5 protein-coding genes are annotated in these 15313 nt (G+C 32.7%); 1 reads left to right on the top strand and 4 read right to left on the bottom strand.

What is annotated here, in order from left to right; all coding sequences use genetic code 11:
• Positions 1 to 41: 41 nt before the first annotated feature.
• On the bottom strand, positions 42 to 5558 hold the full coding sequence (locus Q0997_RS06650; RefSeq protein WP_299886413.1) for a LamG-like jellyroll fold domain-containing protein: 5517 nt from the start codon (positions 5556 to 5558) through the stop codon (positions 42 to 44).
• A gap of 201 nt (positions 5559 to 5759) precedes the next feature.
• Here Q0997_RS06650 and Q0997_RS06645 point away from each other — a divergent pair, with 201 nt between their 5' ends.
• Positions 5760 to 7421 carry a tetratricopeptide repeat protein gene (locus Q0997_RS06645; RefSeq protein WP_299886411.1) on the top strand — a complete coding sequence of 554 codons (1662 nt, stop codon included), beginning with the start codon at positions 5760 to 5762 and terminating at the stop codon, positions 7419 to 7421.
• Between the two features lie 147 nt (positions 7422 to 7568).
• Here the strand turns inward: Q0997_RS06645 and Q0997_RS06640 are convergent, their stop codons facing one another.
• The 3 genes from Q0997_RS06640 to Q0997_RS06630 form a co-directional block, all read right to left on the bottom strand.
• Complete coding sequence (locus Q0997_RS06640) at positions 7569 to 9335, bottom strand: hypothetical protein (RefSeq protein ID WP_299886408.1); 1767 nt, start codon at positions 9333 to 9335, stop codon at positions 7569 to 7571.
• Between the two features lie 29 nt (positions 9336 to 9364).
• Positions 9365 to 11176 (bottom strand): hypothetical protein, encoded by a 1812-nt coding sequence (locus Q0997_RS06635; RefSeq protein WP_299886405.1) that lies wholly within the window; start codon positions 11174 to 11176, stop codon positions 9365 to 9367.
• A gap of 954 nt (positions 11177 to 12130) precedes the next feature.
• On the bottom strand, positions 12131 to 15313 hold a 3183-nt coding region (locus Q0997_RS06630), incomplete at its 5' end, for a hypothetical protein (protein ID WP_299886402.1).

Here is a 15313-nt window from a genome sequence, read left to right as displayed (position 1 = left end):
AAGATGGTTTTATTCGTTTATTTAAAATTATAAACCTATCATTAATCTGTACTTTCTGGTAATTGCTGTATAAACAAATAGGTTCCTGTTGGTGGACCACCAAAAACAGAATTAGAAGGATTATTAAAGATGTTGTTTCTAATATGTAATACATCACTTGCTCCTCCTGAATACACTGTTAGTCCATCCATATCTATATCTGTTGTATTGTAACCTGTAGATTGGTAACTAGCCACCGGCGGACCTCCAAAGACGGAGTTATTAGGATCGTTAAATACTTGACTTCTTATTCCTGGAACATCTGATAAGGCTCCTGAATAATTTAATTGCCCATCACCATTCGCATCTCCTGCCCACATAGCAACTACTCCACTTGGCATGCCAAACGTGGTTTGCGCATCTGTTCCATAAGTGATTTGGTTAGCAGCTTCTGTATAGTTAACAGCTGTAGCTGTATTAGATAATGCTACTGTACTAGCAGTCATAACACCCAAATGGTTACGATGATTTATAACAACATAATAATTTCCTGCTTCGGTTGCATTAAAATATACTGGTGAATTTCCATCTACATGAACTATATATCCATCGCGTTGTAATAAAGCTGATCGTGAAGCGATAATTGTTGTATTGTCTGAGCTATCTCGTAGTTCTAACCAAATCCAATCTACAATAGCATTGGTTCCTTCTTTAACAAATACAGCTGTGTTACAGGTCATGCCATCTGAATATGGACTTGTTGTTGGTATTATATCATTAATTCTTAAATCGTCTCGCATTAGGCTTTCTTCTCCTGTATTAGGGTTTAAGGCTGCGCCTTGTAGATAGGCTTTTGCATTTAACCCTGTATTACAATTATCTAATATATCTTGAACGCTATCCCATGCTGCAGCATTTGTCCCGAAAAACGATAAGGTTGTTGCTCCGTTACCAGTAGTTACATAACTATATAAACCACATAAGCTTGTAATATTTGGCTGATTTTGAATAGTAAATGTATCTGTAACATTATTTAACGCAAATAGGTTCATACTTCCTAATGAATTATTATCTCTAATAGTAGATGAACTTGTAGCTGTTAATGATGTTAGATTTTGCAAAGCATCAATCTCTAATAAATTCCCATTAAAACTAATCCCTAAAGTTCCCATATTTGTTAAGGACTCTAAAAACGAGTTATTTAAAGAGGTTATTCCTTCGTTTCCTGAAAGATTTAAAGAACCAAGAGAGGTAATATTTAAATTAGAAAAACCTTCTAGATTAGTTACTAAGTCACAGTTTGTTAAATTAAAGCCTCCTAAACTTGTTAAATTATCCATACCCTGAAGGGAGCTTAATACTGTCATATCGGTTAACGAAAGCCTCCCACCTATACTAGTGACATTTTGAAGAAAGGTCAAGTTAGTCATCGTAAGATCATCAAACTCGGAATCAGCAGCAACTGTATTTAATACTGGTACAGTAATCGAGTTTACTAGTGGTGAATTATTAATTGAAAAATCATTTCCGACACTCAATAATTCTGGAAGATTAATAGTTGTTAGATTACTACACGATCCTATATTCAATACTCCGTTAGCTGTTTGATATTCAAGAAAATTTATAATTGTTACTCCTGCAATATCTGAAATCCAAACATTTCCAGAGGAAACCAAAAGTGGAAAAGACAAGTTTGTTAATCCTGAGCCAATATTAGTAACACGCAGCTCTCCCCCAATCTGATTTAACTGAGGTACAGAAAGTGAACTCAATGAACTATTAAAGGTAATTCTAAAATTACCCGTCATTGTTTGTAACTGGTTGAAAGTAACTGTATTTAATTGCGCATTATTTGTAATAGTTAGGTTTCCTATTGAAGAGATCTGGTCTAAAATAGATACCTCTGTAAGTAAATCAAGATTATCAACCTGAAAATCACCTTCTAAACTCGTAACATTAGAAAATGAAGCGATGCTCGTTGTATTGGTCATATTCTTTAATGTAAAATCGCCTCCAATTGTTGTTAAGGAAGAGAAGCCAGATAGGTCGTCTACAATATTTCCTTCCATATATAAATCTCCAGAAATAGTATGAATATTAGAAAAACCTGATAAATCTGTTATAGTACCATCAATTATTACATTGCCTTCTATAATACCACAAGTTCCAAGAGTAGCCACATAACTATCTACTTCTGCCTGAGTCATTAAATTAACACCCCCAGCTACAATACAATCACAACTTCCAGAAATGTTATTATCTGAAGCATCTATCCAGTTACTTGTACTTCCATCTAACGCAAAGTTAGCTAATGTTCCGTCGGTATTGTTACCCGAATTATCTGTTAATGTGGTTACTGTGCTATTGTCTAAGGTTGCAATACCTTGATTAAAGTTATAACTTAATAATAAGTCATTTTGCGCCATGTCTGTTGTACAACCGTTAAGGTTTTCTACTTCGAAAGCCGTTAAGGTTTTAGTCCAAAGGCGTAACTCATCTAATTGTCCATTAAAATAACCTCCACTATCGCCTGTTGGCGAATCTGTTGCAGCATAACCTATTTGTAAATTTGCTGTTGTAGATGTTGCTGTTGCGGTTCCATTCCATCCTGTAGATCGAGCTATTGTACCATCTATATAACATCTAGCATTGCCAGAATTAAGGGTAACTGCTACATGATGCCAATTACCATCTGCAACGTAGGTATCAGCACTTAATAATCTGGTAATATAATTTGAAGCACTAGCGTAATAGTAAAATTCAATTCTTCCACCATCTAAATTAATACGCCATCCATTATTACCATCTGGAGTAAACTTATTGATAACGCCTCCAATTCCATCTGTCGTCTTTATCCAGAAATCTACAGAAAAGTTTAAATTGTTTTGTGATGAGGCATGTGGAATCGTAACAATATCGTCTGTACCATCAAAATCTAACCCAGATCCTATAGGTGCACCATAACCTTGAATAGTAAAAGTATACTCTGACTCATCACAATCATTACTATTAATAGTAATTACAGCCGTTTTAAGCCCTCCAGAAGTTGGATGGAAAGCAATTGTTAAACCTGCAGATTGTGCGGGCAATATAGGGTTATTACTTGGGTTGAGTGTCACTGTGAATTCAGTAGTATCTCCTGATAGATCAATACTACTTACCAATAAGTTTCCTGTACCATATGTGTTACGTATATTAAAGTTCATATTCTGCGAAGAACCTACAGTTACTGTACCAGCATCTGTATTATCGTTAGTTTCTGGTGTGGTATCTCCTGAAAGAATATCATTGCCATTTCCTTGAACATTGATTTCTGGAATTTCCACTGTACAAGTTCCCGAAATACCATTTGATGTAGCATCTATCCAATTTGAAGTTGCTCCAGTTGAAGCAAAATTAGTCAATGCTCCATCGAAATTATTTGAAGAGGAATCTGTTACAGTAGTAATACTTGAATTATCTGAATTGATGATTCCTTGATTGAATGCATAATTTAATACTAAGCCCGATTCACTTCCGGATAATTCACAGCTTTGTTGCGCATTTACTTCATCTAAACATAATGTTCTGGACCAATAACGTACTTCATCTATATCTCCATTAAAATAAACGTTATTAAATGCAGAGTACCCTATGGATATTGATTCTGTGTTTGTTGGGGCATCTGGAATATTATTAAAAGTAATTTCATTATCCTGTACACCATCTATGTAATATGTTACCTTACCGCCTCCAAATGCTAACGCAATATGGTGCCAGTTCCCATCATTAAGTCCAGAAGTACTAGATGAACTAGATGATTCAATGTTTGGTACTGCATACTCAAATCGTAGTCTTCCAGAACTGCTTAAATTCATAGAGAACCCATTAATTCCTGTGGCATCATATTTACCAATAATTGACTGTCCACCTGCAGTAGATGTTGTTTTAAAGTAGGCTTCTATTGTAAATGTATTTACATTAAATGCTGAATTATGGGAGACTACAACGGTATCATCTGTTCCATCAAAGTTTAGTCCTGTTCCATTAATTATTCCATTACCTTGTATGTTAAATGTATACGAACCATCACAATCATTTGTAGTTATAGTAACGGTTGCTGTTTTTACACCTTCAGAAACAGGATCAAAGCCTATTAATAAATTATCTGTACTTCCAGCATTTATCGTACCCACAGATGAGTTAAGTATAGAAAATTCTGAAGCATTAGTGCCACTTATAACTATATCAGAAACTATTAAATCTGCTGTACCGATATTTGTTATTGTAAAATTAGTATCAGCTAAAGGGTCATTAATGTCTACATTACCAAAATCTGTTCCATCTGCTGTATCTGGTGTAGTATCTCCATCTTCAATAACTATGACTCCTAATGAACTTACCGATAGTTCAGGAAAAGTTGCACAGGATCCTGATACCATATTAGCCGTGGCATCAATCCAATTGGAGGTTGTTCCTGTTAAGCCAAAATTCATTAATTCTCCTTCTGGGGCAATGCCTCCTGTTATATTATGATTGATTCTTAAAATATTATATATAGGGAAATTATTACCATTCACTTCTCCATTATTAAAGTTGTAATAGGCTACAAGGTTGATTTCATCTCCAGCTAATTCACATAATCTTCTATTTTCCATTCCACAGGACGCTAATGCCGATTCCCATACTCGTAATTCGTCCATCTCGCCCTGATAGTTTAAACCACCACCTTGTGCAACTTCTCCTAATTTTAAGTTATTTGTGCTATCTATTAATCCTTCGGTAAGACTTAAACTTGAATCTAAACTTCCATTTATGAATAACTTATAAATCATCCCATTATAAGTTACTGCAATATGTTGCCATTGGTTACTTAAAGCACTACTACTTGTAAGTGTTTGGATGCCACTTGAAGTGTAAAAGGTAAAATTAAGCTGCCCTGTAATATCAATAAAAAATCCATGTCCAGTAGTTCCTGTACGAGTATCTAAAATATAATGGTCGGTAGTTCCCGAAATTTCTGGTTTTATCCATAATTCTATACTAAAATTTGGTGTTAAACTATAGTTCCCATTATTAAATGCTATATAGTCATTCATTCCATCAAAATGCAAGCCTGTCCCTCCTTCAAGAGCATTACCTTGAATGGCAAAGGAATAAGTAGGTGTTGTGGGATCGTCACTATTTATGGTAATAGTAGCATTTTTAAGTCCTGCTGTTTGAGGTACAAAAGCAATTTGGACCATCTGTGGTGGACCTGGATTTACTACTGTTGGTGGTGTACCATCAATAATAAAATCACTGGCATCTGTTCCAGTAATTGTAATACTAGAGATGTTTAAATCGGTAAAACCCAAATTACTAATATTAAAAAAAGAAGGGGTTTCTTGTCCTGTAAGTGTATCAAAGAATAAAGTCCCTTTTATAAAATCTGGTGTGGTGTCACCGTTTGGTATAACGGTCATCATATCTGGTCCTGTTATCGATATCTGAGGAACATATAAGGTTTCTGAAAGTAATGTGTTGATACTTTTATATTCACTCCCGAAAGAAAAAACATAAACTAAAAATAGTATTTTAGTGAGTAAAAGTCTTCTCATGTTTATTAGGTTAAGCCTTGTTATAAAATTTTGATTATGCTATAGTACAAATCAGTTTTCATATTTGTTGTTTTTTTATGGTTACAAAAAGTTTCACCTTAATATTTACAATACTTTACAAAGAATCGTAATTTGCTAGTTGTGCCTCATTTTTAATCAATATTTCTATATTTGTATTACTCTATTCATCTTTATAATCACATGAGAGTCTTATTTTTTATCATTTTTTTATTCTGTTTACTTCCTGTATCTAGTCAAGTAAAACAAGACGCTTTAGAAATTAATTTAAGAGAAAAAGTAGCAAAAGCTCCAAATGATTCTTTAAAGGTTCATTACCTAATAGAGCTTACCAAAGTGGTAGAGCAATACAGCATAGATCAAGGAAGGGATTTGATGAATCAAACATTAACTTTTATTGATAGTATCAAGGCTCCTTCTGATCACTTTTTAAAGCAAAAAGCAAACATACTAGATGTATTAGGCAAATATGAATCCAGGCAAACCAATTATAAAAACTCTATGGATTTTAGGTTACAGGCTTTAAAAATTAGAGAAGAATTGCAAGATTCTTTTGGAATTGCCAAGAGTTATCATAGTATCGCCATGATCTTTAGATATCAGAAAGAGTATAAAAGGTCAAAATCTTTTTTTTTGAAATCTATATCCTTACAGGAAAAAAATCCGGATAGTTCTCAATTGGCTAGAACTTATAATATGTTGGGAGTTATTTATTATTATACCAAGCAGAATGATTCTGCTATGCATTACTATCAAATATCTAAAAATTATTCTCGAACACTTAAAGAAAAAGCAAAGTCCAATGATAATATTGCAACTATCTATTATACCACGGGTAAGTATGAAAAAGCCATTGCTTTATATGAAGAAACTATTGATATTTTTAAATCAACAAAAAATTATAACTTCGTTTCTAATACATTAATGCATCTTGCCAAAATTCATTCGGATTTAGGGAAATATGAGGAAGCTTTGTCCTATATGGATGAAGCTCTTGATTATGCTAAAAAACAAGGTAACACCTCTAAATTTCCTATTATTTATCAATTACGGAGCCATATTTATGAGCAGATGGGCAATTATAAAAATGCACTTGGCTTTTATAAAACACACAAATATTATTATGACTCGATTTTTAATGTCAAAAATGCTAAAAAGATCACTGCACTGGAATTGAATTATCAATTTCAGAAGGAAAAACTAGCAGACAGCCTTCAATTTGCAAGTGAAAAACAAGAGATTCAATTGAAGTCTGAAGCAGAAAAAGCAAAAAATAACTTCTATATCATTCTGTTAATTCTAGCAGGCATAAGTATAATAGCGCTATTAGTGATAATGAAAAACAGAAAAAAACTTACTACTGAACGTTTTGAAAAAGAACAACTAGAAAAAGAGTTACTAGACGAAAAACTAAAACATACCACCTACCAAAGCAAACAGTTAATCGCAGATAATAAAATGCGTTTGCATTTTAAACAGGAATTTTTAGCTAAACTAAAAAAGGTAAAACAACATACCAATACAATTGACAATTCGGATTTTCAAACTTTGATTACAGACCTAACTGCACAAATCCATACAGAAAGTAAATTTGACTCTATTGGTGATAATATTGAATTGCTTGATGAAGAATTCAATAAAAAATTAGGGAAATTATATCCAGATCTCACAAAATCTGAAAGAGAAATATGTGCCTTAATGCGCATGAATTTAAGCCTTAAGGAAATTATGGTAATTCGTAATGTTACTATGGGCTCTATTAAAGCTTCGAGACATCGTATTAGAAAAAAAATGGGGCTTGAGAGACATCAAGAGCTTGAACAAGTAATTATGGAATTAGTATAATAATTTTTTAATACACTTTTTAGATATATGTTAATAAAAAAACAAGCCTATTACAGGTGCTGCTTTTATAATACATTAACATTTATTAGTTATTTTCTAACTTAAAATATATCTAATTAACCTTAAATCCTTTGCAGATATAATTAATTATTTAATCACAGATATGTAATAAGTGGCACCATTACTTCCATCAGGGTCTTGACTACCGCCATCGGTATTTCTAAAACGTACACTCACAGTATTGTTACTACTTACCCAGGCTTGTCCTACAACCACTTGACTTTGTAAATTTTCGCTTGGAGAGACAAAAACTACATCTCCTGGGCTTGCGCCAGTTACTGTAAAGGTTTCTATACGGCTACTATTTCCTCCTATGTTACCTACATTTCTTGAAACTGATACTTTGTAAATACCACTTAAAGTTGAACTAGATCCTATTTTTAAAGAGCTTGTAGTTGTTGTTCCCGTAGCTGTTACATTTCCATTCACTGTAGCATGTGATGTTGTTTGAAAAGTTCCATTAACTTTTAAGTCATTCGTACCAAAATTGCCTTCAATAAGCGGTGATGTAGTATTAGTATTGTCTATTATAAGCATGTTTGAGGTTAGTCCGCTCAAATCTGTATTAGCCCCTAAGAACACATTTCCTCTTCCTCTACTATTTAAACCTGCTCTATAACCAATAGCAACATTATTATCACCGGCACCAGTTGAAGCACTCCCAACAGTAGTACTCAATGCGCCTACACCAATAGCAACATTATTACTACCATGTACTGAACTTTCTAAGGCTCCTATTCCTATTGCTGTATTCGCGCCTCCATTAGTTAATGCATTTAATGAAAATGCTCCTACACTAGTATTAGCGTCTCCATTAACATTTTGTTGTAAAGCACCAAACCCAACAGCTACATTTTCATTAGCTGTTAAATCATCATTAGCTCCTGCGTTTTCTCCTATAAAAACACTAAGACCATTATTTAAGGTTTCTAACCTTCCTTTTTCCATTTTAAAGTATTCAGCACCTTCAATATCAAAACGAATAATGTCTTCGTCATTAGTTTCTTCAACCTGTATTTGTGTATCGCCATCAGTATCTGATAACTTTGTTGAGCTTCCCCATGATATAGTACCACCACCATTAGTTACCAATACTTGTCCTTCATTACCATCGGTATTTGGCAATGTGTAACTGTTATTAATTCTAACCGAACCATCTCCTCTAGCACTAAGGGTCTCATTTCCTCTTACATTTAAGTTTAATCTATAATCCACATTTCCTGGTGCTGGAAGAGACGCTACATTAGGAAAAACATTGGCTATCGTATTTATATTAGAATCGTCTTTAAATTCTAATTGTAAATTATTACCAAAGTTTGGATTAGTTGTACTTAATCTCATTTTACTATTAGAGAAATCAAATACTTCACTAAACCCAATTCTCATATTCAAATTACCATTATTTGCTATTAAACTCAAGTTCCCATTTTCGCTTTCTAGTTTTTCAGCATGTTCAGCAGTATTTGCTGTTAATGCATAAGGTACACTAACCAATTGTTGTGTCCCCATATCACTGTAAGTGGTTCCTGCATTAAGATCTACAGCAACATTTAAAAAATAAGCAGTACTGCCCCATGAAAGTGTTGTAAAATCATCGGTTGTGTTACCATCTCCAATAGCTAATACTACTAGTCCATCTGGAGAGGTTGTTACAGTATGAGTTTCTGTATAGACTGTTGTCCCATTCGATGTACTTTCGTTAATATTGATTTGTAAACTTATGTTTTGATTACTCACTGCATCACCATTGGCATCTTTAATAATCGCTTGATAGTTAATTTTTTGTGGAGATTGTGCAGAAACTCCAATTATAGATAACATAAAAAATACTACTAATAGAAATGTTTTTTTCATAATTATATGATTATGGGTTGATTTTTTTGTTATTTAATTACAGATATATAGTAAGTTGCTCCATCACCGCCATCTGGATCTTGACTACCGCCATCGGTGTTTCTAAAACGTACACTTACTGTATTATTACCACTTACCCATGCTTGTCCCACTACCACTTGACTTTGTAAATTTTCGCTTGGAGATATAAAGACAACATCTCCTGGGCTTGCGCCAGTTACTGTAAAGTTTTCTATACGACTACTGTTTCCTCCTATATTTCCTATATTTCTTGATATAGAGACTTTATAAATACCACTTAAAGTTGCGCTAGAGCCTATTTTTAATGTTCCTGTTGTAGTACTTCCTGTTGTTGTGTTTCCTGTAGTTGTTGTGTTTCCTGTAGTAGATAAATTTCCGTTTACTGCAGTATTTCCTCCAATAGTAGCTCCAGAAGACGTTTCAAACGTACCATTTACCTTAACCAAATTGGTATCGAATTCTCCGTAAATTAATGGTGTTGCACTATCTGAATTTTCAATATATAGTTTATTATTACTAGTTACATTAGCTGCTGCATTATAACCTATATATACATTACCAGAACCATTCCCATTAGCTCCTGCTCTATGCCCTAAAAATACATTTTCTGTTCCACCATTAGAGAGTGCTACATAGCTACCTACAAATACATTATTATTATTTTCATTATTTAAACCTGTAGAACGTCCTATATATACATTACCACTTCCTGTAATATTATCTCTTCCGGCATTATTACCAATATAAACGTTATCGACAGCTGAAGTGCTTAGCCTTCCTGCTCGCTTTCCAATGAAAACGTTATTAGATTCATTAACATTAGAAATAGTTTCGCCAGCTCCAGAACCAATAATAACATCATCACTTGGAATATCTAGTATTGGTACTTGACCTCCAGCGTTTACTCTAAGTATTAGTGCATTTTTATTTTCTACTCTAAACTGCATATTATCATTACCAGATATTACATTATTTAATATAACTTGTGTATCGCTATCTTCATCAGCTAGATTTGAAAATCCACCCCAATTTAAATTACCAGAGTCATCACTTACTAATACTTGCCCAAGTGCTCCAGCTGTATTAGGAAACGTATAAGCATTATTAATACGAACCGTACCATCTCCTCTAGCGCTAAAGGTCTCATTTCCTCTTACATTTAAGTTTAATTTATAATCTTCATTAGTTGGGGTTGGAAGAGATGCAACATTAGGAAAAACATTGGCTATGGTATTTATATTAGAATCGTCTTTAAACTCTAGCCTCACGATATTTCCAAAATTTGGAATCGCTGTATTTAATACTAATTTGTTATTGGTGAAACTTAATTGTTCAAAAACACCAAAATTAACTGCTACTTTATTTGAAGACGTTGTTACTAGTGTATTACCACTAGCATCTTCTAACATTTTACTAGAGCCACTTTCGTTAGCATACATTGCATAAGGCACGCTTAATAATTGTGTTGTTCCTAGACTAATATAATTAGTCCCTCCAGTAATATCTATAGATACTTCTAAAAAGTATAAATTGTTATTCCAGTTAATTGAAGAAAATACAGTATTACTAGAAACATCTCCAATAATAACAGCCACCAACCCCTTACTATTGGTTGTTACAGTTTCTGTTTGCGTATATACTGTACTACCATTAGCATTGCTTTCATTAATTTTAAATTGTATACTTACAGTCTCAGTATCTAACGGATTTCCGTCTACTCCTTTAATAACACCTTGCCAATTAATTCCTTGAGGTGCATTTTGTGAAAAAGTGAATGATACTATTAAAAAAAACAGAAGATTAACGATTGTTTTTTGCATTATGATTTGGGTTAAGTGTTGAAAAGTTCAAAATTAGTATAATCTTTAAAATATTAGTTATTTTAATAGGTAGCAAATAGTAGCAAAAACTTATAAAGTCACTATTTTTATTGTTAATTTGTAGGCAATGATAAAAATAGATTTCTACATATTATATTTTAATTTTTAGGATTACTATTTGTTTTTGGTAAAGAAAAACCCAAATAGATAGATTCTATTTCTTCTCTTTAAAAACAAATATCTTCAGTTTTTTTTACTGATAAGGCTTCATTTAGAACTTGGGATACTAAAAAAATAAACCTGCCCCTAAAAAGCAGAATATCATTTTTGAAGCATTAAAACTATTAGATAATAATTACACCTTTGTTTACTAGGTTAGAAAAGAAAGCACTCGCTAATGATTGTTTAGGAATTATTGAACGCGTAGAAATAATTATGATAAAGCTATTGAGTATATGAAAAAAAGATTCTTTAAAACATGCTCTGTTTCTTTAAATAATTATGGGCTTTTCTTTTATAAAAAGGCGATTATAATCAAGTATAAATACTATTTTAAAGTGCGAAACAATTTTATGGTGTAAGTATAAAAATTATCGATACCAACAATGATATTGCCCAAATATATAATAAACAAAAACACGATAAAGATGCTTTAATTATTCAAGAAAAAACAACTTAGTTGTTATCTCAAGAAAATTAAAAAGTTACAACAATGTGTTTAAGTATCTAGATAGCTAAAAAAGGATAATTAAACGTTATAACAGTAAAACTAATATCCATATTATAGACGCTAAAAATCTGGGCATTGCATTCGTTTTTTTGAAATCTCAATATTTAAGTACAGTATCAATTTAAACTTACTTTTCAAGCAAAAAAATAAAAAAACCAGAACAAATTCATGTTCTGGTTTTTAAATAGTATATACTAATTACTATCGTAAAGTAATTTTAAAACTTAATTTCCACCTTCTGGTAATTGCTGTATAAACAAATAGGTTCCTGTTGGTGGCCCACCAAAAACAGAATTAGAAGGGTTATTAAAGATGTTGTTTCTAATATGTAATACATCACTTGCTCCTCCAGAATACACAGTTAGTCCATCCATATCTATATCTGTTGTATTATAACCTACAGATTGATAACTAGCCACTGGTGGTCCTCCAAAGACTGAATTATTTGGATCATTAAAGACTTTACTTCTTATCCCTGGTGCATCAGATTGACCTCCTGAATAATTTAATTGTCCATCTTCATTAACGTCTCCTGACCACATGGCAACTATGCCACTTGACATACCAAACGTGGTTTGCGCATCTGTACCAAAAGTGATTTGATTATTGGCATCTGTAAAATCTACTATAGTATTTACTGAGGATAGAGTTATAGGAGTAGTTGTCATAATTCCTAAGTGATTACGATGTTTCAGTACAATATAATAATTATTAGGAGCTTGACTAAAAGTCAATGATGATATACCATCAACCCCAACAACATCTCCATCACGCTGTAGTAAAGCAGATTGACTACTTAATATTGTTGTATTAGTTGTCGCATCTCTCAATTCTACCCAAATCCAATCTACTATAGCATTATCTCCTGTGATATTAAAAACTGCTGCATCGCAAGTAATCATATCCATGTAAGGGCTTGTTGTTGGTATTAGTCCTGCAATACGTATATCGTCACGCATTAGGCTTTCTTCTCCAATATTAGGATTAAGAGCAGCACCTTGCAAAAATACCTTTAATGTTAATGAAAGTTCTAATGGCGGAGAAGTTCTAATATATAGTGATTCTTCAATGCTACTGCCACATTCGTTTACAGCAGATACATACAAAGTTCCTGATTCCATAATATTCGGGATAGTCACTTCATTTGTCAAAGTGCTTTCAGTCCATCCATTATTTGTTAACCTCCATTCATAAGAAGTAGCTCCAAGCACTGGATCTATAATGTATGTTTCTGATGTTCCTTGAGGAACAATAACTGCACCTGAAAGATTTTCTGGAATGCTTGGAACACCTGGAGAAATAGTTGTTATTGTTATTTCATTAGAAGTAACTGTTTGTACAGATACACATTCAAAATATGAAGTAACTTCACAAATAATAACATCTCCAACCTCTAAATCTGTAGTCGAAAACTGTGGGTTATCTGAACCTACATTTACATTATTCACTTTCCATTGATAGCTAGGACTTACGCCTCCACTAGTAACATTTGCAGTTAAAGTTGTTGATGCAAAATCACATATAATTCCTTGGTCAACCCCGCTTATTGTAACTGTTGGTGTCTCAATTGGAGTAACAGTATTTATGGTTATACCATTAGACGTTATACTGGTTTCTGAAAAACAATTATAAGACACTGCTATTTCACAAGTTATGGTGTCACCTGCAACTAATGTATTACTAGAGAATGAATTAGTATCTGTTCCTACATTCTCACCGTTTATCTTCCATTGGTATTGCAATACATCATCTGGGTCTAGTGGGATTGCTGTAAACGATACATTATCTCCTATGCAAATATCTGTTTGAGAAGAATTTTCAATAGTTATAGCATTCAACGTCTCACCTTGTATCTTAAATGAGTAATCTGTAACATCAAAATTATTTGAATCTACAAATGAAGATACTCTAAGTATTACATTTTCATTTGAAACATTAGGAATAGTCCAATCATATTCATTCAAAGTAGCTTGATAGTTTGTTACAATTGGTATCCATGTATTTCCACTATTAAGAGAATAATGAATATTATAAAACTGAATTGGAATTGTTTCATTCCAAGCAATAGTATATGTTTCACAAGCATTTAAAACTATTGAAGAAGTGTTAGGAGCTATTACTGTTATAACTGCCGAGTTATTTTCAATACTAAAAGGAATTTCACTAACATTACTTTTACAAGGATTTAAGTTGTCTTCTATTTTAAAAATACAATTCGAAGAAATTGTATTAGGAACAATCCATGTATAAATATTACTAGAAGTTTCATAATTAGTTGCAATTTCAGTAAATGTTGATCCTCCATCTATAGAATAAGAAATGTCGTAAAAATTTGATATTCCATCAGACTCCCAAGTAATATCATAAGAAGATCCTACTGTTAAAATACCTCCATAATTTGCACTAATAACTTTTATTGACTCTTCAATAGCAAATGAAGAATCTGAAACATCATGATAAGTACCCGTTGCACTCGTTCCTGTAGGATATACCCTTACTAAAGCATTTTCTGTTTCTATATCACCCATATTCCATTGAAATGTAGCAGGGTTTTGGGTTGCCTCCCAAGAAGAATTAATTGTAGACCATGTTCCACCATTATTAATACTATATTGAATTGTATAGTCATCCCACCTAGATCCATGTTCAAAAGTTATTGAAGTAACAGTACATTCTCTCCAATTAGTTGCAGCGATATCTCCTTGAGGTGTTAAAATTGTTACCGCTGGCTTTATTGTAAAATTAACATCACTAACATCGTAAAATTGCAGGAAGTTATAGCTACTCACTCTAACTAAACAGTTTGTACTATTCGCTGTAGGAACAAGCCAATTATAATTTCCATCATTAGAAGTAGAAGCAATTATATTTATCCAATTATTACCATTATCTATAGAATAATCTAATCGAACAGTTGAGGTAAATATACTTCCTGTTTCCCAAGTTATTGGTCTGTATTCTCCTGCATAATAGGTTACATTAGTATTTGGAGATATTAATACAGGTTCTGAAGGAAGAATTGTAAAATGTGAAGTATTTTTAAAAATACAACTATTGTTAGAATCTCGTACTCTTAGCGTAACTTCTTCTGAATAAATATTAGGAATTGTCCAATTATAGTTAGTTGCAAATATATTTGAAGCAATTGTTATCCATGAAGAACTATCACTTGTTCTATATTGAATTGTATATGTACCTGATGTTTCCGGAGCACCCATCCAACTAATTAATTGCGATACACCTGCTGTATATATCTCTCCTCCAGTGGGTGAAGTAACAATAATATGGTTACTAGGAGAAATTGTAAATGCATTAGCACTAACTGATTCATTTTCGGTATGATAATACGCACTTACTTTTACTCTAACTGTATTGCTATCAATAGTATTAGGTATATTCCAGTTATA

Origin of the sequence: uncultured Lacinutrix sp. (assembly GCF_947500325.1) — a bacterium.
Taxonomy (GTDB): domain Bacteria; phylum Bacteroidota; class Bacteroidia; order Flavobacteriales; family Flavobacteriaceae; genus Lacinutrix.
The sequence above is the reverse complement of the archived record's forward strand: the minus strand, read 5'-3'. Positions and strand labels throughout refer to the sequence as shown.

Coding starts and splice junctions, on each gene's coding strand:
- Q0997_RS06650 (WP_299886413.1), bottom strand. CDS start 5,558: ATGAGAAGACTTTTACTCACTAAAATACTATTTTTAGTTTATGTTTTT.
- Q0997_RS06645 (WP_299886411.1), top strand. CDS start 5,760: ATGAGAGTCTTATTTTTTATCATTTTTTTATTCTGTTTACTTCCTGTA.
- Q0997_RS06640 (WP_299886408.1), bottom strand. CDS start 9,335: ATGAAAAAAACATTTCTATTAGTAGTATTTTTTATGTTATCTATAATT.
- Q0997_RS06635 (WP_299886405.1), bottom strand. CDS start 11,176: ATGCAAAAAACAATCGTTAATCTTCTGTTTTTTTTAATAGTATCATTC.